Genomic DNA, 23,810 nt, shown 5'->3' on the forward strand with positions numbered 1-23,810 from the left:
CCGTCCGGAGCCGGCCGCCGCGTGTCTCGCCCGGTCGGCGGGTGCCCGCCCGGTCGGCGTGCCTCGCGGGGTCGGCGTGCGTCCGTCCCGCGTCGACCCGGTCAGGCCGGCGCGCGGGGCCCGCACGTGCGCGGCGGCGGCTTGCCGGTGTACCGCAGCTCGGCGCAGTACCGCAGCGCGCGGGCGGGGGCGAGGGTCCACTCGTACCGGGCGGCCTGGTAGCCCATGTAGGTGATGCGCCCGCAGCACCGGAAATCCCGGTCCCCGTCGCGCAGGTCGTAGGTCTGCGGCACCCCGTCGACCTCCAGCTCGACCCGCAGCCGGTAGTCGGACACGCCGCCCGGGAACGGGTCGACGGGGCTGCCCGACTCGTCGAGCCTGTCGAGCTCGACCGGGACCTCCACGGTCTGCCCGGCGGCGAGGGGGTGCGGCATCCCGCCGCCGCGCCACCGGCCGGGCGGGGACGCGGCGGGGGAGGCGACGCCGTCGCGGCAGGCCAGCTCGACCCACGGCCCCTGCTCGCCGGCGCGGTCCACCTGCGCGATCGGCACCGCCCGGACGGCGGCGACCTGCACGTCCACGCTGCGCCGGGCCCGCAGCGTCAGCGTGTGGACGGGCTCGGGGCCGACCGGTACGCCGCCGTTGTCCCGCGCCCACGCCGCGAACCGGACGCAGTCGCGCACCCACTCCGGCGGGCTGACCCGCGCCCGCGCCTCCGGCACCTCGAACGTCAGCTCGGTGCTGTACGCGGTGCCGGAGAGCGTGGCGGCCAGCTCGACGGCCCCGGCCGGACCTGCGGAGGTGGCCGGCTGCCCGCCCGCGCCCGCCGGAGCGCCGCTGCTGGCCGTGGCACGGCCCGCCCCGGCCCGGTCGCCCCCGCGGTCGCCGCCGCTGTCGCTGTCGCCGGAGCGCAGCGCGTAGACCGCGGCGAAGGCCAGCACCGCCGGCAGCACCCCGATGGCGACGACCCTGACCAGCCACCGACCGGCGCTCATATCCGGAACTCGAAGGGCCCGGGGCCGTCGGCCCCCCAGCCGCCCGTGAGATTCGCGTGGTACCGCTCCTGGTATTGGCGGGCGAGGCTGCTGCTGCGGAACGGCCGGCCGTCGTCGTCGACGGTGAGCACCCGCCGTTCGCCGCCGAGGTCGACGTCCAGCTCGATGACCCACTCGCAGTACGACCGGTTCGTCTGCGCCTGCACGTCCACGGTGAGCGGCTCGCCCGGCGACAACGTCAGCGAGTGCCCGTCCACGTACGCCGCACCGAGTTCGAGCTTCCTCGTGACGACCCGCGCGATGCTGTCCGGCTCGTCCAGGTCGAAGCCGATCTTCAGCGGCTCCCCGCCGCCCTGGCCCCCCTCCAGCACGTACGCGCCGGACAGCGGCGCGGAGCGCCGCTGCACCCGGGCCCGGATCTGGGTCACGAACACCGGGCCGGTCCACTGGCCGACCACCGACAGCCGGACCCGGGTGAACAGCCGGTACGGGTGCCGCGGGTCGCCCGGCCACACGGTGTCGACGCCGTCGCCCGTGGCGGCCAGGTCGGTCACGGTGGTCGGGGTCCTCGGCAGGTCGAGCAGCCGGTGCCGCTGCTCGCCGGTCAACGGCACCGGGAACAGGCAGACCCCGGAGTCGTCGGAGCGGTCGTAGTAGTAGGCGTTGACGGACAGGGGCGGCTTCTGCTGCGCGGCCGACTGCTTCGCCGCCTCGACCGCCCGGTCGTCGCGCACCGCCTGGTCTGAGGAGGTGAGCCGGCTGGCCACCTCGGCGACCACCGCGCCGACGACCGCGCTGGCCAGGCCGCCGCCGGCCGCCCACAGCACGGCGCGGCGGGAGAACTGGGCCGGCGGCCCCTCGGTCTGCTCCGTGGCGTGCTCCGGCGTGGCCCCGGGCGTCATCGGGCCGCTCTCGGGGGCCGCCCGTCCGGCCCCGGACGCCGGTGTCGGCGGCGGCTGCGGAGGGCTGGCCGGGCCGGGCTCCCGGGGGCCCGTCGGCGTGCCCGCCGGCGAGCCTTTCGGCGTGTCCGTCGGCTGTGGCACCCGTGGCCTGCGCCGGCCCCGCCTTCCTCCGGATCCGGAAGATGACACGCGAATCCCCCCGAAGCGCGATATCGACGAGCACTCATCGTAATAACCGCGACAACCCCACCCCCCGTGCCACCCACGAACACCCACCGCCGCCCGCGCCGCGCCCGTGGACCGCGCCGACGGCGGTGATCAAGAGGTTTGCGTCAAGTTTGATCTTCGGCCTGACACAAACCTCTTGATCACCGGCGCGGGGCGGGGTGCGGGGTGGGTGGGTCAGGTGGGGGTGGGGGTGTTGAGGTAGTGCAGGACGGCGGCGACGCGGCGGTCCGTGCGGTCGGTGGGCGCGAGGTCGAGCTTGGCGAAGATGCTGCGGATGTGCTTGTGCACGGCCCCGTCGGTGACGAAGAGCCGCTCCGCGATGGCCGCATTGCCCAGCCCTTCGGCCATCAGCGCGAGCACGTCGCGTTCGCGGGGGCTGAGCCGGTCCAGCCGGGTGTCGGGCCGGCTGCGGACCAGCAACTGGGCGACCACGTCCGGGTCGATGGCCGTGCCGCCCCCCGGCCACCCGGCGCAGGGCGACCAGGAACTCCTCCACCCGGCCCACCCGCTCCTTGAGCAGGTAGCCGAGCCCGGCGCCGCCCCGGGCGAGCAGGTCGGTGGCGAACGCCTGCTCAACGTACGCGGAGAGCACCAGGACGGCGAGGCCGGGCTGCCGGCGGCGGGCCTCGACGGCGGCGACGATCCCCTCGTCGGTGTGGGTGGGCGGCATCCGCACGTCGACGATCGCCACGTCGGGGGAGTGCGCGTCGACGGCGGCCAGGAACGTGGTCGGGTTGTCGGCGGTGGCGACGACGTCCAGCGACTCGGCGCGCAGCAGCAGCGCCAGCCCCTCGCGCAGCAGCGCGTCGTCCTCGGCGATCACGATCCGCACGGCAGGTCCACCTCCACAGTGGTCGGACCGCCCGGCGGGCTGGTCAGGGTCAGTTTCCCGTCGTGTGCCTCGGCCCGCCGCCGGATGCCGGACAGCCCCGACCCGGCGCGCTCGTCCGCGCCGCCGCGACCGTCGTCGACGATCGTCACGCGCAGCCGGTCGCCGGCGCGGCGCACGGTCACCGTGGCCCGTCGCGCCCCGCTGTGCCGGGCGACGTTGGTCAGCGCCTCGGCGGCCACGAAGTATGCGGTGGCCTCCACCGACGCGGCGCACCGGCCGGGCACGTCCGCGTCGACGCGGGCCGGGACGGGGCAGGTGGCGGCCAGCGACAGCAGCGCGTCGGGCAGGCTGCGGTCGGTGAGCACGGGCGGCAGGATGCCACGGACGACCGCGCGCAGCTCGGCGAGGGCGTCCTCGGCGGCCCGCTGCGCCCGCTCCAGGAGCGCGTCGGCATCGGCCGGGTCGCGGGCCACCGCCCGGCGGGCCGCGCCGAGCAGCACGGTGACGCCGACGATGCGGTTCTGCGTGCCGTCGTGCAGGGCCCGCTCGATGCGCCGCAGCTCGGCGGCGTGGGCGTCGAGCGCGGCGGCCCGCGTCGCGGTCAGCTCGGCGACGCGCAGCACCAGGTCGGCACCCGGGTCGGGCGGGAGCAGCCGGCGGCCGGGCAGCTCCTGGAGGCGGGCCAGGGCGGGCGTGGCGTAGCCGACGAGGGCCAGCCAGCCGAGGCCGAACAGGCCGACCCCGAGCGCCCCGGCGGTGTCGGTCACGACGGGGAAGCCCAGCGCCGAGGTCGCCTCGCCGGCCGGGAGCAGCCGCCACCACAGTGGGAACGTGCCGTCGCGCAGCACGTTGATCGGCAGCGTCAGGCCGAGCAGGCCGAGGAACAGCCCCAGGGTGGCGTGCGTGACCAGCCAGCGCGCCTCCCGCCGGACGGTCGGGTCGGCCACGGCGGACCGCAGGGTCTCCGGCGCCGGCAGCCCGGCGGCGATGACCGGGCCGGTGCGGGACAGCCGGTCGCGTTCCCGGTCGGCGACCAGGCGCAGCGCCCGCAGCGCGTACGGCACCGCCGGCAGGCCGACGCCGACCAGGCAGGCCAGCGCCGTGACCGTCAGCAGGGCCAGGGCGGACAGGGCGAGGACGGCGGTGCCGAGTCCGCCGACGAGGCGCTCCAACGCGTCCAGGCTGACGCGGACCCGGGCCGAGGGCGGCCACCGGCGACCGGCAGCCGGGCCGGGCCGGGCGTGCTCGTCCGACGCCATCGTCGCCTCCTCCCCGCGGGACAGCAGCGACAGTAGGGCACCGCGGCGGGCCGGCGGCACCGCCGGGGCCGGAAAGTAGTGCCTGCTGTACCGGATCCGCCCGCCTGGCGGGATCGGGCCGGCCCGGTGGCGTCCGGCTGCGCCGGGGCGAGGACGCCGGTGCCGGACCAGTCGATGTACTCCTCGGCGCGCCCGCCCTGCCGCTGACTGCCCGATCAGCGGGGGATATCGTCGGCGACCGACCGGCGGCTGCCGGCCTGGCACAACCGAACAGGCGGTCGTCGGTGTCCCGAGCGCGCGCGGTCCTCCCCCCGGCACTGCTGGCCCTCGTCCTGGTGGCGCTGGTGGCGTCCGGCATCCGCCCGTACGACCGGCTCACCTGGCTGCTGGAGACGGTGTGGGTGATCGTGGGCGTGCCGGTGGTGCTGCTCACCTGGCGGCGCTTCCCGCTGAGCACGCTGCTGTGCTGCCTGCTCGCGGTCCACGCGCTGATCCTCATCGCCGGCGGGCACTGGACGTACGCGCGTACCCCGCTGGGCGACTGGGTGCGCGACCTGTTCGACCTGTCCCGCAACCCGTACGACCGGCTCGGGCACTTCGCGCAGGGCTTCGTGCCGGCCATCCTGGTCCGGGAGATCCTGGTCCGCCGCTCCCCGCTGCGGGGCAGCCGCTGGCTCGCCCCGCTCGTGGTCTGCGCCTGCCTGGCCTTCAGCGCCTTCTTCGAGATGATCGAGTGGTGGGCGGCGGTGGCCGGCGGCTCGGCCGCCGACGACTTCCTCGCCACCCAGGGGGACGTCTGGGACACCCAGTGGGACATGTTCCTGGCGCTGCTCGGCGCAATCACGTCGCTGGCCCTGCTCAGCCGGCTGCACGACCGGCAGCTTCCGCCGTCGGCAGCGCGCGACTGAACCGCGCCGCAGGTGTGCGGACGAATGGTTTACCGGCGTTGCCCAGGCTACCGCTGTCATTGACATCCGTCATGTCGACAAATGTCGCGGCTCGGCTGGTCGGCGTGCTCCCTACAGCGCGACCTGCTGGCGGCGGCGCGCGGCTCTGCCGGGCGTCTGGGCACGTGGGAGCGGGTTCCGGCCCATCGTCCGGCAGTGGCTGCGTGTGATCGGCGTCGATCTGCCGACCGCTGTGTCGCGTCGCGGCGGACGGGGCGATGTTAGGGGTCGAGACTAAGGGGTGTCCCGCGTCCTGATCCTCGCTACACTGACGCCGGCAAATGTCCCACAATGCTTGCTGGGCTTTGCGGATGTGGCGGCGACTCGAATCGGATACGACGGGCGGTTGGCTACCCACGATGCTGACGTACACGGGGGAATGGCGAAGTCGCGGCCCACGCCGTCTGCCGGTGACCCCGGCCCCGACACCTGACCCGGCCGTGCCGGCCCCCTGAGCGGGTGCCCCCCGGGCGGTCGGGCGAGGTCCCGTCCCGGGTGGCCGTGCGTCCACGGCCGGCCCGTTCGCGCACGTCCTGGCCAACCACGCGAGTCCGCGGTCGCCCGGGTCCGGGTCATCGTCCGCCTGAAGGAGGCACACATGGAGTCAACGGGTCGTGAGCGGCGGCTGCGGCGGCTGTGGGGTCCGACCAGTGGACGCACCGTGCTCATGCCGATCGACCAACCCGTGACGATGGGTCCGATCGCCGGGCTGGACGCGATCGACTCCCAACTCGTCCGGCTGCTGGCGGGGGCGCCGAACGGCATCATCGGCCACCGGGGGGTGCTGCGGCGGGTGCCGGCGGAGGTGGCCCGCTCCACGGGCGTCGTCATGCACCTCTCCGCCGGCACCGCCCTGTCGGGCCGGGGCCACGTCAAGACGCTCACCGGCGACGTCGTCGAGGCCGTCCGGGTGGGCGCCGACGCCGTGTCGGCGCAGGTCACCTTCGGCGTGCCCGAGGAGACCGACATGCTGCACGACCTCGCGCAACTCGCCGGCGCGTGCGCCCAGTGGGGCATGCCGCTGCTGGCGATGGTGTACGTCGCCGGCGTCGACCCCACCGCCGCTCCGGAGAAGATCGCCCACGCCGCCCGCGCCGCGGCCGAGCTGGGCAGCGACATCGTCAAGGTCCCCTACACCGGCTCCGCCGACTCGTTCGCCACGGTCGTCGACGGCTGCTTCGCCCCGGTCGTGATGGCCGGCGGCGAGCCGTCCGACTCCTGGGAGGACGTCCTGCTCGACGTCAAGGACGCCCTGTCGGCGGGCGCGGCGGGCGTCTGCATCGGGCGCAAGGTGCAGCAGCACGCCGCGCCCGAGGCGGCCCTCGCGGACCTGCACGCGCTGGTGCACGCCAACAACCCCGGCTGACCCCGACGAAGGAGGCACGACCGTGTCCGACAGTGACGCGTTGATCCCGCTCTGGTGCGACCTGTCGCACCTGCGCGAGGGCCTGCCCGACATGGTGGCGGCGGTCGTCCAGGCGCCCGTGCGGGGCGTCATGGTCCCGCCGGACGCGGTGCCCGACACCGCCCTGCCCGACCGGGTCGAGGTGGCGGTGCTCGTCACCGAGCCGGCCCAGCTCGACAAGCTCGACCCGGCCCGGTCGCTGACCGTCATCGCCGCCGACCACGCCACCCTCGCCGCCGTGCCGCACGGGGGCCGCTGGCGGCGGGGGCGCTGGATCGACGTCACCGACGCCGAGACGATGCAGGAGGCCGTGGCGGCCCTCGGCCACGTCGACGTGCTGCTGGTCAGCTTCGCCGACGAGACGAACATCCCGCTGGAGCTGATCGTCGCCGAGGCCCAGTCGCAGCGCACCACGGTCGTCAAGCGCGTGCACAACTCCGTGGACGCCCTGGTCACCCGGGGGGTGCTCCAGCACGGCCCGGACGCGATGCTGCTGCGCGTCTCCACCCCCGGGGAGGTGGTGCGGCTGGCCCGGGAGCTGCTGGAGCGGCGCACGGAGCAGCTCGACCTGGTCGAGGCCGAGGTGACGGCGGTGCGGTCCATCGGCATGGGCATGCGCGGCTGCGTGGACACGACCGACCTGTTCGAGCCCGACGAGGGGATCCTGGTCGGCTCGACCTCCTCGGGCGGGCTGCTGGTCTGCGCCGAGGTGCACTACCTGCCGTACATGAACCTGCGGCCCTTCCGGGTCAACGCCGGCGCGGTGCACTCCTACGTGTGGACGCCGGCCGGGCGCACCGCGTACATCACCGACCTCAGCGCCGGCGAGCAGGTCCTCGCCGTGAACACCGCCGGGCGCGCCCGTCCCGTCCTGGTCGGCCGGATCAAGACCGAGATGCGTCCGCTGCGCCTGATCGAGTGCCGCATCGGCGACTCGACGATCAACACCATCGTGCAGGACGACTGGCACGTGCGGCTGTTCGACGCGGCCGGCGCGGTGACCAACTGCACCGCCATCGCCGTCGGCGACCGGATGCTGGCGATCTCCGCCGTGCCCGGCCGCCACGTGGGCATCCCGGTCAGCGAATCGATCAAGGAGAACTGAGATGACCGACGCCGACAGCACCCTCGACCAGCTCGTCGCGCTGCTGCTGCGCCGCCAGGGCAACCCGGTCGACTCGATCGGCCCCGACGACCGGCTGCTCGACCTGGCGGTCGACTCGATCGACATGGCGTACCTGATGTCGCACTTCGAGCGCCAGCACGACGCCGACTTCGCCGACGAGGACTTCGAGCTGAGCCGGTACGTCACGGTGGGCGACCTGGCCAAGGCGATCGACGCGCGGATCAATGGCTGAGGGCGCGACGCGGACCCGCCGCCCCCCGGTCATGGACCCGGGGCTGTCGCTGGGCTGGGACGACGGCCCCCTGGACGGGCTGAGCTGCCTGCTGCGCTGCGTCGAGTCGGCGCTGCGGGCCGAGGGCTTCGACAACCGGGAGATCGCCCAGGCCCTCGCCGTGCCGCTGGAACTGCGCGGCGACCGGCGCAAGTCCTCCTGGTTCCGGCACGGCCGGCTGGACTGGCGCAACGCGGTCGACGGCCACGAGCACTGGGACGAGTTCACCGCGCTGGTCGCCGCGGGCACCCCGTGCGTGCTGATGCCGGACCGCTACTACTGGCCCGGCGACGAGTTCGAGGGGGTCGCGCACTTCCTCGACCACATGGTGCTCGCCGTGGCGTACGACGGCGAGGTGCTGGAGGTGCTGGACACCGACGCGCCGCCGGCCGACGGGTACCGCCGCCGGATCCCGGTCACCCCCGACGTGGTCCGGGGCTGCTGCCGGTTCGCCACCGCGCACTTCACCCCGCCCCACGACGACGCCGCCGCGCTGCGCGCCACGCTGCTGGAGCCGACCGCCGTGGCGCTGGCCGAGGACCTGCCGGCGCTGCGCGCCGTCGCCCGGCGCTGGCGGCGCGACGGCCTCACCGGGCCCGCCGCCCGGGCCCTGCACGTGGTCGTGCTCGGCGCGGTCCAGCCGTCGCTGTTCCTCACCGCGCTGGCCGTCGAGAAGGCGTATCCGGCGCTGGCCACCGAGCTGCTCGCCGCGTCCCGCGCGGCGCAGAAGCTCGGTCGGACCCTCATCGGCGCGCACCGCTGGGCGGGCGCGCAGGCCGACGACACGTCCGTGTACGCCCCGGTGCTCGGCGTCTTCGAGGCGTGCGAGGCGGCGCTGGCCCGGCTCGGCGACGAGCTGCACCGCCAGCTCGACCTGCCGGCACCGGCCCCCGACGCCACCGGCGACGACGAGGGCGTCTGGCGGCGGATCGTGCGCAACCAGGCGTGGTGCTACGCCGACCGGGTCGCGCCCGCCGACCAGCACCGCGACGAGGAGAGGAACCGATGACCGGAGAAGGCCCACTCGACCTGAGCGAGTCCCAGGCGCTGCGGCGGCGCGCCGTGGCGGTCGACGCCACCCTCGCCTACGAGGGCTACGTCCTGGCCCGCGACCGCCTCGTCGACGGGGCGTACCCGCTGTACGGCGAGCGCGCCAGCGGCGCCCACATCTGGGACGTCGACGGCAACCGCTACCTCGACCTGATCCTCGCCTACGGCACGATCATCCTCGGGCACGCCGACCCGGTGGTCACCGAGGCGGTCCTGCGGGAGATCCGCGACGGCTTCGCCATCACGCTGCGCAAGCGGGTCCAGGTGGAGCTGGCGGAGCTGCTGACGGCGGTGATCCCGCACGCCGAGAAGGTCTTCCTGCTCAAGACCGGCTCCGACGCCACCAGCGCCGCCGTCCGGCTCAGCCGCGTGCACACCGGGCGGACGCGGGTGATCCGCTGGGGCTACAACGGCTGGCACGACTGGTGCGCCACCCGCCCCGGCGGGGTGCCCACCGAGGCCCAGGCCGTGGTGGACAGCTTCGACTACAACGACCTGGACAGCCTGCGGGCCGCGTTCGAGCGCCACCCCGGCGAGGTCGCCTGCCTGCTGATGATGCCCTTCGAGGTGGACCCGCCGGCCCCCGGCTTCCTGGCCGGCGCGGCGGAGCTGGCCCACGAGCACGGCGCGCTGTTCGTCCTGGACGAGATGCGCTCCGGCTTCCGGATGGCCCCCGGCGGCGCGCAGGAGCGCTACGGCGTCCAGGCCGACCTGGTGACGTTCAGCAAGGCCATGGCCAACGGCTACCCGATCTCCGCCCTGGTGGGCCGCGAGGAGGTGATGCGGGCCGTCGGCGAGGTGCACATCAGCTCGACGTTCCACGTCAACGGCGCCGAGATGGCGGCGGCGGTGGCCACCATCAGCCAGCTGCGCGACGGTGCGATCCTCACGCACGTCGAGCGCCTCGGCGAGCGGCTCCAGGCGGGGCTGGCCAAGCAGCTCGCCGAGCACGGCCTGCCCGGCCGGGTGCTGGGGGTGCCGCAGATGCCGTTCCTGCGGTTCACCGACCCCGACGAGGCGGCGCGCGGCCGGGCGCACGACGCGTTCTACACCGAGACGACCCGGCGGGGCCTGCTGCTGCACCCCAACCACCACTGGTACGTCTGCGGTGCCATGACCGACGAGGACGTCGACGCCGCGCTGGAGGCGACCGCGTCCGGCTTCCGCGCCGCCGAGGCGGCCGCCCATGGCTGAACCGGGCCGGCCGCAGGTCGTCCACCGCGTCCGCGAGCTGCTGGCCCGCTACCGCGACCCGGAGCAGGTCGACGGCCTCGGCGACGACGAGCCGCTGGCCGTCCTCGGCGTCGACTCGGTCACCCTGATCACCGTCGCCGCCGAGCTGCACCAGCGGTGGGATCTCACCATCGGAGACGACGCCGTGCTCGACCCGGCGGCGTCGGTCGCGTCCCTCGCCGCCGCGGCCGTCGCCGCCGACCGCCCGGACGGCCGCACCGGCGGCCGGCTCGACGTGGTCGGGATGGGCGTGGTGGCCCCCACCGGCCACGGCGTGCCGGCCCTGTGGGACGGCCTGCTGGCCGAGCGGGCGCACCGGCTGCCCATGCCGTACAACGCCGCGCGCGGCCACCGGGCCGGCGCGGTGGCCGGCGCATCCGCCGCCGACGTGGTGGCACCGGACCGCCTGCTCGACCTGGTCTGCCTGGCCGCCGGGGAGGCGCTCGACGGCCTGGACCCGGGCCGCCGGGCCGGCGTCACGCTCGTCGTCGGCACCACCGACACCGGCGGCAACGCCCTCGGCCACGCCCTCGCCGGGGCGGGCGACGACCGGGCGGCGCTGGCCGGGTGGGTCGCCGAACGCGCCGCCGAGAAGCTCGGCCTCGGCGCGGCCGTCACCGTGGGCAGCGCGTCGGCCTCCGGGGCGGTGGCCCTCGGGTACGCCCGCGACCTGCTGCTCGCCGGCGACGCCGAGGAGGCGCTCGTCGTCGGCGCGGACACGGTGTCGAAGTCCGCGTTCCACGGCCTGGCCGCCCTGCGCACGCTCGGCGTGGACGGCTGCCAGCCGTTCCACGAGGCGCGGCGGGGCATCGCGTTGTCCGAGGCCGCCGCCGCCTGCCTGCTGCGCCGGCCGTCCCCCGGCGACGACGCCGTCCTCGGCCGGCTGGCCGGCTACGGGGCGAGCAGCTTCACCACCCACATGGCGGCCCCCGAGTCCGCCGGGATCGAGCTGGCGCTGCGCCGCGCGCTGGCCGCCGCGGCCCTCGCGCCGGGCGACGTCTCGTTCGTCAACGCCCACGGCCCCGGCACCAAGCTCGGCGACGTGGCCGAGATGCGGGCGCTCGCGGACGTCTTCGGCGACCGGGTCCGGACGCTACCGATCAACAGCGTGAAGGGTCTGCTCTGGCACTGCCAGGGCGCGGCCGGGGTCATCGAGTCGCTGGCGTGCCTGCTGTCGCTGCGGCACGGGACGCTGACCCCGACGACGGCGGCCGAGCCCGTCGACCCGCAGTGGAGGGAGTACGACATCGTGACCAAGCCCCGGGAGCTTGTCGACGCCCGGTCGGCCGTCTCCGTCTCCTGCGGCCTGGGCGGCGTCAACACGGCCGTCGTCTGGGAGCGGGCGTGAGCACGGGAGCCGGGGTGGGCACGGGAGCGGGCGTGCACACGGCGCCGGTCGGCGCGGCGACCGTGACGACGGTGCGGCTGGCGGCCGGCGGCAGCGACCGGTTCGCCCTCGACGAGGCGGCGCGCAACCGGGCCCGGGGGCGCGACGGCTGGCCCGCCGAGCCCGACCTGACCCGCGTCGTGGTCGACCGGTTCACCGACGTCGTCGGCCGGGTCGTGGCGGCCGGTGGGCTGGACGCCGCCGCCCGCCGGGAGACCGAGGTCGCGGTGGGCACCCTCTACGGCATGGCCCGCGTCGGCGAGGTCATGCACGAGCAGCTCGACGAGGCCGGGCCGAAGTGGCTCGCGCCGGAGATGTTCGTCTACTACTCGCCGCACTCGCTGGTGTCGGCGGCGGCGGTGGCGCACGGGCTCGGCGGCGCCGCGACGACGCTGCTCGGGCGCGACGGCGGGATGCAGGCCCTCCTGCACGCGGTGCGCCGGCTGGCCACCGGCCAGGCCGACACGGTGCTGGTCGGCGCGTACGAGGCGCTCACCCCGTTCGCGGACGCGGCGCTGGACCGGCTCGGGGTGCCGCACCACGCCCAGTTCGGCGACGTGGCGGCCGTGCTGCTCGGCCGGGAGGCGACCGGGGACGCCGGTGACTGCCACCGGCTGTCGGTGGCCCGGGGCGTGGCGTCCGGCCGGGCGCTGCCGGACGTGCTGGACGCGGCCGGCGTCGACCCGGCGGCCGTCGCCGACGTGCGGCTGTGCGGCGCGACCGTCGCCGTCCAGCAGGCCGCCCGCGCCGAGTTCGGCGCGGCGTTCCCCCGGGCCCGGACGTGGGTCGGTGGGGCGTCCTCGCCGGCCGTCGGGCCGGTGTGCGCCCTCGCCGAGGCGGTCGCCCCGCCCACCGCCCCCGGCACGGAGACCGCCGCCGAGGGGGAGGCCGCCAGCCGGGTCGTGGTCGTCGTGGCCGGTCGGCCCGGGGCGTGGGACGTGGTGCTCGCCCGATGAGCGGCCCGGCCACCCTCGCGGACGCGCTCGCCGAGGTGGCGGGCAGGAACCCGCACCGCCCGGCGGTCGTCGCCGGCGACCGGACGCTGACGTACGCCGAGCTGCTGCGGCGGGCGGACGGGCTCGCGGCGGGGCTGACCGGCCGGGCCGCCACCGTCGCGCGGTGCGCGGCAGACGTCGCCGTGACGGTCGTGGCCGCCACGATCGCGGACGTGCCGCTGCTCGTCGGCGACGCCCGGGCCGCCGACGACGAGCGGGACCGGGCCCGGTCGCTGTTCCGCGCCGACCGGCTCGTCACCGGCGACGGCGACCGGCTCACGGTCGAGGGGCTCACGGTCGCCGAGTTCGCGGGGCTCGACGGGTCCGCCGCCGGGGACGCGGGCCACCACGGGCCGCCCCAGGTCCCCGCCGGGGACGGGCCCGCCGGGCTGGGGCTGTCGACGTCGGGCAGCGAGGGCTGGCCGAAGTGCGTGGAGCGGCCCTGGCCGGCCGTGACGGCCAACGCGCGGGCGTTCGCCGCCGCGCTGGAGCTGGCCCCCGGCGAGGTGGTCGCCTGCACGACCCCGCCGCACCACAGCTACGCCCTGTGCGGCGGCATCGTCACGACGCTGGTCGCCGGCGGCACGTACGTGGCGCTGGACCAGCGGCCGGGCCCGCGCACGGTGGCCGACGCCGTCGACGGGCACCGGGTGGCGGTGCTGCTGTCCGTACCGCTGCTGTACCGGTGGTTCTCGACCGCCGGCCTCGCCACCCGGCACCGGCCCCGGCTCTGCGTCTCGGCGGGCGCGCCACTGCCGCCGGAGGACCGCCGGCGGTGGACGGAGGCGGTGGGCTGGCGCATCGGCGAGCACTACGGCACCTCCGAGCACGGCATGCTGACCCTCGACACCGAGTCGGTCGCCGGCTCCGTCGGCCGGCCGGTCGCCGGGGTGACGCTGACCGTCGACCCCGCGCCCGGCCCCGGGGACGTCCTCGTGTCCTGCGCCGGCCCGCCGACCCGCGTCCACGCCGCCGAGCCGCCCCCCGGGCCGGCCGGGCACGGGCCCCAGCCGACCGGCGACGTGGGCCGGCTCGACGCCGACGGGCGGCTGCACCTGCTCGGCCGCCGGGGCGGCACGCTCAACGTCGCCGGCAACAAGGTGCCGGCCGCCGAGGTCGAGGACGCGCTGCGGGCGTTCCCCGCCGTGCGGGACTGCGCGGTGGTCGGCGCGCCGGGGCCCGGCGGCGCGCAGGAGGTCGTGGCGTTCGTCGAGGCCGCCCGCGAGCTGGACCACCGGGCGCTGTACGCGTTCCTGCACGGGCGGCTGGCCGCGTACAAGATGCCGGCCCGGGTGGTCGTCGTCGACCGGCTGCCCCGCAACGTCAACGGCAAGCTGCTGCGCTCCGAGCTGCTGCGCGGGCTGGCCGCCGGCACCTGGCGCTGACCCGCGCGGGCGGGCCGGCGTCGGGCACCGGCGGCGTGCGGCGGGCCGCTCACGTGGAGGCGGGCGGCTCACGTGGAGGCGGGCCGCTCGGCGCGGAGGCGCGCCGCTCAGCGCAGCAGCGCCGCGAACGACTCCGCGAGGTCGGACTCGGCGCGCAGCCGGGCGAGGCTGTCGCGGGCGTAGCCGGCCCGCTGCGCCAGCGTGGCGTCGTCGAGCGCCTCTGCGATCGTGGCCGCCAGGTCGGCCGCCGGCACGACCGGATCGTCGGTGGCCCCCGAGTGCCGGTTGACGTACCGGATCCGGCCGTCGGGCTCGACCTCGGTGGTCCGCGCCACCAGGCCCGCGCCGTGGTCGGCGAGGAACTGCCGGCCGTTGGCCTCCTGCTCGCTCATGAACGGCAGGACCACCTGCGGCTTGCCGTGCAGCAGGCCGGCGAGCACCGTGGAGTAGCCGCCGTGGTTGACCACCAGGTCCGCCCAGCCGATCGGCCCGGTGATGCCCGTGAACCCGCCCAGCTCCACGTTCGGGTAGCGGTGCAGCCACTCGCGGGCCGCGAACCCGGCCGACAGGAACACCGACAGGTCGGGCCGGTCGCACGCGGCCAGCACCTCCCGCAGCGCCGTGTCGGCCACCATCCCGCCGCTGCCGATGGAGACGTACACCCGGCGGGTGCCGGCGGCGGCGCGCGGCACGTACGGCGCGCCGGGCGGATCCCAGTACAGCGGGCCGACGTACGCCGGACCCGACCGGCCGGGCGGGGCGGGCGGCGGCGGCTCCACCTCCGGCGCGCTCGGCACCACCGTCAGGTCGCCCCACAGCAGCTCGGGGATGCTGCCGACCGGGTCGAGCCCGTGCTCGGTGGCGACGGCGTCGAGGGCGTCCAGGGCGCTCGGGTGCGGCAGCAGCGTCGTCGGGTCGGCGGCGCTCCACGGCATCCACGCCAGCGGATCGGGGCTGAGGAAGTCGGTGTCGGCGATGGACACCAGCGGCAGGCCCCGCAGCCGGGCGGCGAGCACCGCCGTGGGCTGCATGTCGGTGACCACGACGTCGGGCCGGTACTCGTCGATGGCGGCCAGGTCCCGCCGCAGGTGCTCGGCCAGCACCGACCGGCGGTAGTAGCGCGCGGTCACCGCGTAGACGCGTTCCACGTTGGCGAACGGCAGGAACGCCGGCACCCGCTTCGGCGCGCCGTCCGGCGCCGGTTCCCCGATCATCCGGTAGCCGCCCTCGGCGACCATCCGGGGCACCCCGGACGGGCCGAAGGCGCACTCGAAGCGCCCGTGCAGCCGCGCGGCGGCGGCGAGCGCCCGGCCGGTGTACCCGGCGCCGCCGCCGGCCGACCAGGGGCAGAAGAGGACCTTGCGGGTCATGGGAGCAGTGCCTCCAGTCCACGGGGATGGTCGAGGGAGTGCACGGCGTCGGCCGGCAGGTCCCGGCGCAGCACCTTGCTCAGCGTGCGGCCGGGCCCCGCGTCGACCAGCAGGTCGGCGCCCGCGTCCCGGGCGGTGGCCAGGCACTGCCACCAGCGCACCGGGGCCAGCATGTGCCGGTGCAGGTCGGCCCGGATCTCCGCGACGTCGCGGCTGGCCCGCCCGGTCGTGTTCAGCACCACCGGGACGCAGGGCTCCCGCAGGTCGGCGTCGGCCACCAGCGGGGCGAACCCCGCGTCGGCCGGGGCCATCAGGGGCGAGTGCGCGGCGAGGGCGATGGCGAGGGGCACCACCCGTTCCGCGCCCGCCGCCACGGCCCGCTGCGAGACGGCGGCGACGGCCGGGCCCGCGCCGGAGACGACCACCTGGTCGGGGCCGTTCACCGCCGCCACCGAGACGGCGTTGTCCCCGGCCGCGCGGACCAGGTCGGCGACGGCCGGCTCGGACAGCCCGATGAGGGTCGCCATCGCGCCGTCGGCGGCCAGGCTGGCCCGGTGCATCAGCTCGCCGCGCCGGGCCACCAGGTCCAGCGCGTCGGTCGCGGACAACGCCCCGGCCGCCGCGAGGGCGGTGAAGTGGCCGAGGCTGTGCCCGGCCACGCACACCGGCGGGTGTTCCGCGCCGCGCCGCGCCGCCTCTTCGACCAGGGCGTACCAGCCGGCGAGGCCGGCGAGGAAGACCGCCGGCTGGTTCCAGTCCGTCCGCGCCTGGTCGGTGCGCTCGGTGCGGAAGCAGATCTCGCGCAGCGGCAGGCCGGTGCGGGACTCCGCCAGGTCGAACAGGTCCCGCACGGCGGGGGAGGCGTCGTGGAAGCGCTGGGCCATGCCGGGGAACTGTGCGCCCTGGCCGGGGAAGAGCAGCGCGTACCGGGGGGCCGTCACGCGCTCATCCCCCCGTCGACGGCGAGGACCTGCCCGGTGACGTAGGAGGCCCCGGGGGAGGCGAGGAACGCGATGGCGGCGGCCACCTCGGCGGGCGTGCCGGCCCGGCCCATCGGCGTCTGCGCCAGGATCGCCGCGCGGGCCGGGTCGCCGCCCTGCGCGCTCATCGCCGACGGCACGTAGCCCGGTGCGACCGCGTTGGCGGTGACCCCGAACCGGGCGGTCTCCCGGGCCACCGACTTGACCAGCCCCACCAGCCCCGCCTTCGCGCTGGCGTACGCCGCCTGGAACGGCCAGCCGCGCAGCCCCGCCACGGACGTGGTGACCACGATCCGGCCGTGTCCCCGGCCGGTCATGTCGGGCAGCACGCCCCGGATGAGCAGCATCGCGGCGGTCAGGTTGACCGCGAGGGTGGCCGACCAGTCGTCGGCGCGCACCCGCGCCACCGGGGCCGGGCGGAGCACCGCCGCGTTGCTGACCAGCACGTCCACCGGCCCGACCCGGCGCGCCGCCGACAGCACGGCCGCGACCCCCGCGTCGGTGCCGACGTCGGCCCGTACGGTGGCGACGCCGGCCGTGTGCGGCGTCAACTCGGCCGCGAGGCGCTCGGCGGCGGCGGCGTCGCGGTGGTAGTGCAGCACCAGCGACACGTCCGGTCCGGCCAGCGCGTGCGCCACCGCCTGCCCGATCGCCCCGGTCGCGCCGGTGACGAGGACGGTGCGTCGGGTCATGCCGGCGTTCCGCCGTGGCAGCGCTGGAGCACGCCGACCCACTGCCGCATCAGGTGGGCCATCTGGTGGACGAAGCCGCGCAGCTCGTGGGTCCACACCCGACCGGTCATCGCCTCGACGGCGTCCTGGAGCTGGTACGACAGCGACACGTACGCCTCGGCGTAGGTGTCGCCGTCGAGCTTGGCGTCGTGCAGCCAGCCGAGCACGTCCTCCAGGACCGCGATCGCGGTGAGCTCCTGTTGCAGGTCCCGCAGCAGCAGGTGCTCGTTGCGGGTGTGTTGGGCCAGCGGGTCGCCGAACCGCACGGCGTGCCCGAGCCGCTTCGCGCACGCCTGCACGAAGTAGCCGCTGAAGATGTCGGCGTACCGGTCGATCTCCTGCCCGTGGTGGCGGTAGCCCATGCGCGGGAAGTAGTAGGCGGGGATGGCGTCGCGGTGCACGGCCGTGTTCTGCGAGTTGACGGGTGCCCAGGTGTCGGTGTCGCAGACCAGGGCCGGCCCGGGCATGGCGGTCACCTCGGGCCGCACGGCGATGCGGGTGATCGCGTCGACGTCGGGGTCGCCCAGCCACAGTCCGGCGTTGATCCGCACGTCGACCGTCTCGGTGCGCTCGGTGGTCGGGGTGGGGTTGCGGTGCGCGTACGGGAAACCGCGCGGGTAGACCGGCATCGGCGCGACGGTGAGCTGCCCGCACGGGTTCCACCAGCCGGAGGCGGCGGTGACGACCCGCGCCGGCCGGGGGCCGGCGGCCACGATCGCGTGGGCGGTGAGGAAGTCGCCGTCGATGGGGAAGTTGTCGTCGTCGACGGAGACGAGGAAGTCGGCGTCGGACTGCCAGGACAGCAGGTAGCCGACGTTGCGCCGGTTGTCGGAGTCGTACGGCACGAGGGTGGGGGCGCCCAGGTCGGCCAGGAGGGCGTCCTGCTCGGCGACGGTGGGGCAGACGACGTGCAGGCCGTCGCGGCGGGCCCGCTCGACGTTGTCGAACAGGGCGGCGGGCGTCTTGCGGTCGGGGATGACGACGATCCGCACCCGCCGGTACGCGTCGGCCGCGCCGAGCAGCGTCCGGTACGCCGACAGGAACGCCTCGCCGTCGCCGATGGTCGTCATCACGACGTCGACGCGGGGCAGTGTCTCGCTCATCGGACTCCTTCTGTGGATGCAACGGGGGTGAGCAGCCGCAGCACCGCGTCGAGGGCGGCGCTGCCGCCGAGGTCCGCCACGACCGCGTCCGCGCCCGCCGCGCGCAGCTCGTCGGCCGGCGTGGCCCCGGTGGCGACGGCGAGGCAGCGCAGGCCCGACGCGTGCGCCGCCGTGACGTCCTTGGCGGTGTCGCCGACCACCACGCCGGGCCCGTGGCCGCCCAGCGCGGCCACCCCGGCGGCCACCACGTCGTCGCGGTCGCGGGCGGCGTCGCCGAAGCCGCCGTCGCGCAGCAGGTCCGCCAGGCCGGTGCGGCGCATCTTCCACCGGGCCACCGACCGGGCGTTGCCGGTGCTCATGCCCAGCGGGCAGCCGTGGCCGCGCAGCGCCTCCAGCAACGCCCGGCAGCCGGGGAGCAGGTCGCCGGCGCCCGCGTCCCCGTCGGCCGCGGACCCGCCGATGCGCGCGGCGAGCGCGTCCATGACCTGCCGGGTGAGCCGGGGGAGCCGGCCGGCGGGGACGCCGTGGTGGCGCAGCGCCGCGTGCACCGTGCCGGCGTCGGTGAAGCCCGCCAGGTCGATGTCGGCGTAGAAGAGCTGGCCGCCCTCGTAGCGGAACTCCTCGGCGGTGCCGCAGACGTCGGCGATGGCGGCGGCCATCGTGGACATGTGGAGGCGCTGCACCGGCGCGCCGGGCCGGATGAGCGTGCCGTCGAGGTCGAACAGGACGAAACCGGGGGACGTCATGCCGGCGTCGCGTGCGCCGCGGCGCCCCGCGCGGCCGCGACCTCACCGGCGATCCACCGGTACGTGACGGCGAGGCCCTCCTCGAGGGGGATGTCGGGGGCCCAGCCCAGCACCTGGCGCACCAGCGTGTTGTCGGAGTTGCGCCCGCGCACCCCCTGCGGGCCGGTGACGTGCCGCAGGCGCAGGTCGTCGCGGCCGGCCGCCGTCATCACCAGGGCGGCCAGCTCGTCGATGGTCACCAGGCGGTCGGAGCCGATGTTCACCGGCTCGGCGTGGTCGCTGCGCATCAGCCGGTAGGTGCCCTCGACGCAGTCGTCGACGTAGCAGAACGAGCGGGTCTGCCGGCCGTCGCCCCAGATCTCCACCTCCCCGCCGGGGGGCGCCTCGGCGACCTTGCGGCACAGCGCGGCGGGGGCCTTCTCCCGTCCCCCGTCCCAGGTGCCGTAGGGGCCGTACACGTTGTGGTAGCGCGCGATGCGGACGTCCAGGCCGTACTGCTCGGCGTAGTACACGCAGAGCCGCTCCGCCATCAGCTTCTCCCACCCGTAGGAGTCCTGCGGGCCGGCGGGGAAGGCGTCGTCCTCGCGTAGCGGCCGCACGTCCGGCGTGGTCTGCGCGTACTCGGGGTAGATGCAGGCGGACGAGGCGAGGAAGTAGCGCTGCGCGCCGGCCAGCCGGGCCGCCTCGACGGTGTGCAGGTTGATCAGCGCGTTGTTGCGCAGGATCGTCGCCGGGTCCTTCGAGATGAAGCCCATGCCGCCCATGTCCGCCGCGAGGGCGTACACCTCGGAGACGCCGTCGCACGCCCGCCGGCAGACCTCCGGGTCGCGCAGGTCGCCCACGACGAAGTCGTCGGCGGTCGTGGCGCGGAACTCCGGCAGCCGCAGGTCGGCGCCGCGGACCCACCAGCCCTGGGCCTGGAGGTACGTCACCAGGTGGCCGCCGATGAAGCCGCCGGCTCCGGTGACGAGTGCGCGTCTGGTCATGGGACAACCCTTCAGTCAGGTGGCGGTACGTCGCCGGGGCCGGTGCGCCCCGCCCGACGGGTCGGTGCGTCGGTGCGCTCCCCGGGCCGCGTCACGGCAGGCCGCGCGTTACGGCGTCGCCTCGACCGGCGGTTCGAAGGACCGGGTACGCACGGACCGCTCCGCCGCCATGGCCAGCGCCAGCGCCGCGTACGAGTCGCGCCAGGTGCCCGCCCGGGGGTCGGACTCGCCGCCCCGCGCGGCGGCGAGGAACGCGTCGATCTGGGCGCGGTACGCGGCGGCGAAGCGGTCGCGGTAGTCGCGGTGGCGGGGGCGCCGGTCGGGGCCGTGCTCGGTGACCTGCCGCATCGGGGTCCGGTCGTCGAGCCCCACGGTCAGGCAGTCCCGCGAGCCGAGCACCTCGATGCGGACGTCGTAGCCGAGCGGGCTGTGCCGTCCCGCCGTGAGCACGGCGACCCCGCCGCCCTCGACGCCCAGCGTCGCCGCCACCGCGTCGTAGTCGTGCAGCTCGACCAGCTCGGGCACGGCCAGCACGTCCCCGATCGCGGCGACGCCGCTGACCTCCCGGCCGGTGAGCCACCGCACCATGTCGAAGTCGTGCAGCATCAGGTCGCGGAAGATGCTGCCGGAGGCGGCGAGGCGCTCCAGCGGCGGCCAGGCGGCGTCGTGGGAGAACATCCGCACCGTGTAGACGGTGCCGAGGTCGCCGTCGGCGATCCGGTCGTGCAGCGCGCTGAACCCGGCGTCGAAGTGGCGTTGGAAGCCGATCCACAGCGGGGTGCCGCCGTGGTCGGCGGCGAGGCCCAGCTCCCGGGTCCGGTGCAGGTCCAGCGTCAGGGGCTTCTCGCAGAAGGTGGGCAGCTTGCGTTCCAGCGCCAGCGCGACCAGCGCGTCGTGGCTCTCCGTCGAGGAGGTCACCACCACCGCCTCCGCGCCGTCGAGGAGCCGCTCGACGTCGTCGCACGCCTCGCCGTCGACCTGCGCCGCCAGCGCCGCGGCCTGCCCGGCGCGCGTGTCGTGGCAGGTCAGCGCCACGTCGCCGGACGCCGCCAGGTGCTCGGCGTACATGCGGCCGATCTGGCCGCACCCGACGAGGCCCACCCGCAGCCGCCGCGCCCGGCTCACGGCCGCGCCCCGGCGGTGTCGCGGGCGCCCCGGATCAGCCGGCCGGGGCGCGCGCCGGTGTGCTCGCCGTCGACGAATGTCACCTCGCCGGAGACCAGCGTGGCCCGGTACCCGTCGGCCCGCTGGATCAGCCGCCCGCCGCCGGCCGGCAGGTCGTGCACGAACTGCGGGGGCCGCAGCGCGAGGTTGTCGAAGTCGATGACGTTGACGTCGGCCTTGAACCCGGGCCGCAGCAGCCCCCGGTCGCGCAGCCCGTACAGGGCGGCCGTCTGCCAGGTCTGCTTGTGTACGACGAACTCCAGCCCGAGCCGTTCGCCGCGCGAGCGGTCCCGGGCCCAGTGGGTCAGCTGCGACGTCGGGGTGCTCGCGTCGCAGATCAGCCGGCAGTGCGCGCCGGCGTCGCTGAGCCCGACGACGCAGTGCGGTTCGCGGAGCATCTGGTGGATCGGGTCGAGGCTGAACTCGCTGTAGCCGAGCAGCGGACGCAGGAAGGTCTGCGTGCCGTCCCCGGCGACGAGCAGGTCGTACATGACCTCCTCGCAGTCGCGGCCCGCGCGGGCCGCGATGGCGGCGACGCTGTCCTCGCGCCCGGGTTCGTAGTCGGGCTGCCGGCCGAACGGGAAGTACTTCTCGTAGTCCTCGGGGAAGAGGTGCGCCCGGGGGTTGACGCTGGCCGGGGCCTCGGCCAGGATCCGCCGCCGGATCTCGGGGTCGCGCATCCGGGTCACCCGCTCGGCCAGCGGCAGGTGCGCCAGCTGCTCCTGGTAGGTGGGGCGGCGCTTGAAGGGGTGGGTGCTCTCCAGGCCCACGATGACGCTGAACGGCCGCCCGGCGATCTGCGGGTACAGCTGCGCGCCCTCGGTCTCGTTGGCCCGGCGCGCCATGTCGACGATCTCCCGCCACAGGTGCGGCTCGTGGTCGTTCTGGAACAGGCCGAACGTGATCGGCCGGCCCACCTGCGCCGAGAGCCGCCGCATCCACTTGACCTCGCGGAACTGGTCCTCCATCGGCTCGCCGCCGGCCCCGGCGGGCACCAGCTGGAACACGCCGGTGCCCAGCTCGCCGAGCACCCCGCCGAGGGCGAACAGCTCGTCCTCGGCCGCGAACGTGCCGGGCACCGGCTCGCCGCTGATCGCCAGGTGGGTGGTCGTGCGGGAGGTGGAGAACCCGAGCGCCCCGGCGTGCATCGCCTCCCGGACGATGGCCGTCATCGCGGCGATGTCCTCCGGCGTGGCCGGCTCGTTGGCGGCGCCCCGCTCGCCCATCACGTACGCCCGGACGGCGCCGTGCGGCACCTGGGCGCCGACGTCCATCACCCGGGGCAGGCCGGCGACCGCCTCCAGGTATTCCGGGAAGCTCTCCCACGCCCACCGGATGCCCTCGGACAGCGACGCGCCGGGAATGTCCTCGACGCCCTCCATCAGCCCGATCAGCCACTCCCGGTTGGGCTCGGTCACCGGGGCGAAACCGACGCCGCAGTTGCCCATCACCACCGTGGTCACGCCGTGCCAGCAGGACGGCGTCAACAACGGGTCCCAGGTCACCTGGCCGTCGAAGTGCGTATGGATGTCGACGAATCCGGGAGTGACGATGCACCCGTCCGCGTCGATCTCGCGCCGGCCCCGGCCGGAAACCCTGCCGACCGCCACGATCCGGCCGTCGGAAATGGCGACGTCACCGGTCCGGGCGGCGTCCCCGGTGCCGTCCACGACCGTGCCGGACCGAACGACGACGTCATACATCGAACAGGTGTCCTTTCTCGGCGGCGACGAAGACGAGGTTGTCGTATTCATACGATGACCTCGGTCGATGCGGTCGCGGTATTCCGTCGGACAGCTCGTAGGCCCGGTAGTCGTGGCCGACCATGAACTCGACGAGTTCGGCGCTGCGCGGCGCGCCCGGCACGTCGAGGTCGCCGACCTCCAGCGAGACGACCGGGCGCACCGTGCCCAGCAGGCGGCCCATGCCCTCCAGGACGTTCTTCTCGGCGCTCTCGGCGTCGATCTTCACCACGTCGGGCGTCAGCGCCCGCGCCGCGACGAACTCGTCGAGGGTGACCGCGGCGACCTCGTGCACGGTGGTGGCCACCCGCTGCCGCACCGCCGCCGGCAGCCGGGAGCGGTAGGCCGAGTTGTAGGGGCTGTAGCCGACGCCGTGGTCGGTGAGCGAGAGCGTCCCCGGCGACGACCAGACCGCCGCCGGCACCGCCGTGACGTTGCCGAGGCCGGCCACGTTCTGCGTCAGCAGCGCGTACGTCGCGGGGGTGGGCTCGAACGACACGACCCGGCCGGACTCGCCGACGCAGCGCGCCGCCAGCACCGTGAAGTAGCCGAGGTGGGCGCCGACGTCGAGGAAGGTCGCCCCGGTGCGCAGGTGGCGCAGCAGGAAGGCGCTCAGCTCGTACTCGATGAAGCCGTGCCGACGGATCGCGATGGAGATCTCGTCGGGCAGCCGCACCCGCAGCCGGTCGCCCCAGAACGTGCGGCCGTGGGCGAGCCGGGCGTGGCCGCGGTGCCGCCAGCGGCGCAGCCGCGCCGTGGACGGGAAGACGGTGGGGTACGGCCGGCGCAGGAAGGACCGCACCGGCCGCCCGGCCGTCGCCGCGTGGCGGCGCAGTTTCTCGGCGAGTGCCCGGCGTTGCGCATCCGTCACGGCAAAGGCCGAATCATGAGAGCCCCCGCAATGGTTCGTAGTTCGGTCGTGGCCGTCGATGGCGCTCGATGCCATGGCGGCGCCACCGTGTCGTCAGACCGC

At 75.7% G+C, this 23,810-nt stretch carries 21 protein-coding genes and 1 pseudogene; 9 read left to right on the plus strand and 13 right to left on the minus strand.

Translation table 11 applies throughout. The features are described from left to right. Positions 1 to 101 precede the first annotated feature (101 nt). From ACVMYR_RS30675 to ACVMYR_RS30690, 4 genes and pseudogenes are all read right to left on the minus strand, one after another. Complete coding sequence (locus ACVMYR_RS30675) at positions 102 to 995, minus strand: hypothetical protein (protein ID WP_457123457.1); 894 nt, start codon at positions 993 to 995, stop codon at positions 102 to 104. Further along, positions 992 to 1,897: a hypothetical protein gene (locus ACVMYR_RS30680; RefSeq protein WP_457123458.1), complete on the minus strand. Its 906-nt coding sequence runs from the start codon at positions 1,895 to 1,897 to the stop codon at positions 992 to 994. Before ACVMYR_RS30680 ends, ACVMYR_RS30675 begins: the two co-directional genes overlap by 4 nt. 402 nt (positions 1,898 to 2,299) lie before the next feature. Further along, positions 2,300 to 2,957 (minus strand): annotated as a pseudogene (locus ACVMYR_RS30685) (response regulator). Then, a complete protein-coding gene (locus ACVMYR_RS30690; protein WP_457123459.1) occupies positions 2,945 to 4,216 on the minus strand; it encodes a sensor histidine kinase in 1,272 nt (423 codons plus the stop codon). Before ACVMYR_RS30690 ends, ACVMYR_RS30685 begins: the two are co-directional and overlap by 13 nt. A 284-nt stretch (positions 4,217 to 4,500) precedes the next feature. On the opposite strand from ACVMYR_RS30690, the gene ACVMYR_RS30695 reads away from it, so the two are divergent. From ACVMYR_RS30695 to ACVMYR_RS30735, 9 genes are all read left to right on the plus strand, one after another. Continuing rightward, on the plus strand, positions 4,501 to 5,124 hold the full coding sequence (locus tag ACVMYR_RS30695; protein ID WP_198956551.1) for a DUF2238 domain-containing protein: 624 nt from the start codon (positions 4,501 to 4,503) through the stop codon (positions 5,122 to 5,124). 637 nt (positions 5,125 to 5,761) lie between these two features. After that, positions 5,762 to 6,529 carry a class I fructose-bisphosphate aldolase gene (locus tag ACVMYR_RS30700; RefSeq protein WP_077937594.1) on the plus strand — a complete coding sequence of 256 codons (768 nt, stop codon included), beginning with the start codon at positions 5,762 to 5,764 and terminating at the stop codon, positions 6,527 to 6,529. 22 nt (positions 6,530 to 6,551) lie between these two features. After that, positions 6,552 to 7,673 carry a 3-dehydroquinate synthase II gene (locus tag ACVMYR_RS30705; protein WP_077937595.1) on the plus strand — a complete coding sequence of 374 codons (1,122 nt, stop codon included), beginning with the start codon at positions 6,552 to 6,554 and terminating at the stop codon, positions 7,671 to 7,673. A 1-nt stretch (position 7,674) separates the two neighbouring features. Further along, a complete protein-coding gene (locus ACVMYR_RS30710; protein ID WP_077937596.1) occupies positions 7,675 to 7,926 on the plus strand; it encodes an acyl carrier protein in 252 nt (83 codons plus the stop codon). Beyond that, positions 7,919 to 8,974: a hypothetical protein gene (locus tag ACVMYR_RS30715; RefSeq protein WP_457123460.1), complete on the plus strand. Its 1,056-nt coding sequence runs from the start codon at positions 7,919 to 7,921 to the stop codon at positions 8,972 to 8,974. The genes ACVMYR_RS30710 and ACVMYR_RS30715 overlap by 8 nt, the downstream gene beginning before the upstream one ends. Beyond that, a complete protein-coding gene (locus tag ACVMYR_RS30720) occupies positions 8,971 to 10,209 on the plus strand; it encodes an aspartate aminotransferase family protein (RefSeq protein ID WP_457123461.1) in 1,239 nt (412 codons plus the stop codon). Before ACVMYR_RS30715 ends, ACVMYR_RS30720 begins: the two co-directional genes overlap by 4 nt. After that, the gene (locus ACVMYR_RS30725) at positions 10,202 to 11,596 is read left to right on the plus strand and encodes a beta-ketoacyl synthase N-terminal-like domain-containing protein (protein WP_457123462.1); all 1,395 of its coding nucleotides are present in this window, start codon (positions 10,202 to 10,204) and stop codon (positions 11,594 to 11,596) included. The genes ACVMYR_RS30720 and ACVMYR_RS30725 overlap by 8 nt, the downstream gene beginning before the upstream one ends. After that, positions 11,593 to 12,591 carry a hypothetical protein gene (locus tag ACVMYR_RS30730; protein ID WP_457123463.1) on the plus strand — a complete coding sequence of 333 codons (999 nt, stop codon included), beginning with the start codon at positions 11,593 to 11,595 and terminating at the stop codon, positions 12,589 to 12,591. Before ACVMYR_RS30725 ends, ACVMYR_RS30730 begins: the two co-directional genes overlap by 4 nt. Continuing rightward, the gene (locus ACVMYR_RS30735; RefSeq protein ID WP_457123464.1) at positions 12,588 to 14,015 is read left to right on the plus strand and encodes a class I adenylate-forming enzyme family protein; all 1,428 of its coding nucleotides are present in this window, start codon (positions 12,588 to 12,590) and stop codon (positions 14,013 to 14,015) included. Before ACVMYR_RS30730 ends, ACVMYR_RS30735 begins: the two co-directional genes overlap by 4 nt. 107 nt (positions 14,016 to 14,122) lie before the next feature. On the opposite strand, the gene ACVMYR_RS30740 is transcribed toward ACVMYR_RS30735, so the two are convergent. From ACVMYR_RS30740 to ACVMYR_RS30780, 9 genes are all read right to left on the minus strand, one after another. Further along, positions 14,123 to 15,385: a glycosyltransferase gene (locus ACVMYR_RS30740; RefSeq protein WP_457123465.1), complete on the minus strand. Its 1,263-nt coding sequence runs from the start codon at positions 15,383 to 15,385 to the stop codon at positions 14,123 to 14,125. After that, positions 15,382 to 16,326, minus strand: coding sequence for an ACP S-malonyltransferase (locus tag ACVMYR_RS30745; RefSeq protein WP_457123466.1), 945 nt, complete (start codon positions 16,324 to 16,326; stop codon positions 15,382 to 15,384). Before ACVMYR_RS30745 ends, ACVMYR_RS30740 begins: the two co-directional genes overlap by 4 nt. Next, entirely contained in the window at positions 16,323 to 17,057 is a 735-nt protein-coding gene (locus tag ACVMYR_RS30750) for an SDR family oxidoreductase (protein WP_077937604.1), read from the minus strand. The genes ACVMYR_RS30745 and ACVMYR_RS30750 overlap by 4 nt, the downstream gene beginning before the upstream one ends. Further along, positions 17,054 to 18,199, minus strand: a complete 1,146-nt coding sequence (locus tag ACVMYR_RS30755) for a hypothetical protein (RefSeq protein ID WP_457123467.1) — start codon at positions 18,197 to 18,199, stop codon at positions 17,054 to 17,056. The genes ACVMYR_RS30750 and ACVMYR_RS30755 overlap by 4 nt, the downstream gene beginning before the upstream one ends. Then, entirely contained in the window at positions 18,196 to 18,945 is a 750-nt protein-coding gene (locus ACVMYR_RS30760; protein WP_052503779.1) for an HAD family hydrolase, read from the minus strand. The genes ACVMYR_RS30755 and ACVMYR_RS30760 overlap by 4 nt, the downstream gene beginning before the upstream one ends. Next, positions 18,942 to 19,931, minus strand: a complete 990-nt coding sequence (locus ACVMYR_RS30765; RefSeq protein ID WP_457123468.1) for an NAD-dependent epimerase/dehydratase family protein — start codon at positions 19,929 to 19,931, stop codon at positions 18,942 to 18,944. The genes ACVMYR_RS30760 and ACVMYR_RS30765 overlap by 4 nt, the downstream gene beginning before the upstream one ends. A gap of 108 nt (positions 19,932 to 20,039) precedes the next feature. After that, the gene (locus tag ACVMYR_RS30770; protein ID WP_457123469.1) at positions 20,040 to 21,056 is read right to left on the minus strand and encodes a Gfo/Idh/MocA family protein; all 1,017 of its coding nucleotides are present in this window, start codon (positions 21,054 to 21,056) and stop codon (positions 20,040 to 20,042) included. Continuing rightward, positions 21,053 to 22,798 (minus strand): N-acyl-D-amino-acid deacylase family protein, encoded by a 1,746-nt coding sequence (locus ACVMYR_RS30775; RefSeq protein ID WP_457123470.1) that lies wholly within the window; start codon positions 22,796 to 22,798, stop codon positions 21,053 to 21,055. Before ACVMYR_RS30775 ends, ACVMYR_RS30770 begins: the two co-directional genes overlap by 4 nt. Then, positions 22,791 to 23,708, minus strand: coding sequence for an FkbM family methyltransferase (locus ACVMYR_RS30780; RefSeq protein WP_457123471.1), 918 nt, complete (start codon positions 23,706 to 23,708; stop codon positions 22,791 to 22,793). The genes ACVMYR_RS30775 and ACVMYR_RS30780 overlap by 8 nt, the downstream gene beginning before the upstream one ends. Positions 23,709 to 23,810 lie beyond the last annotated feature (102 nt).

This window comes from Micromonospora sp. PTRAS2, assembly GCF_054052245.1.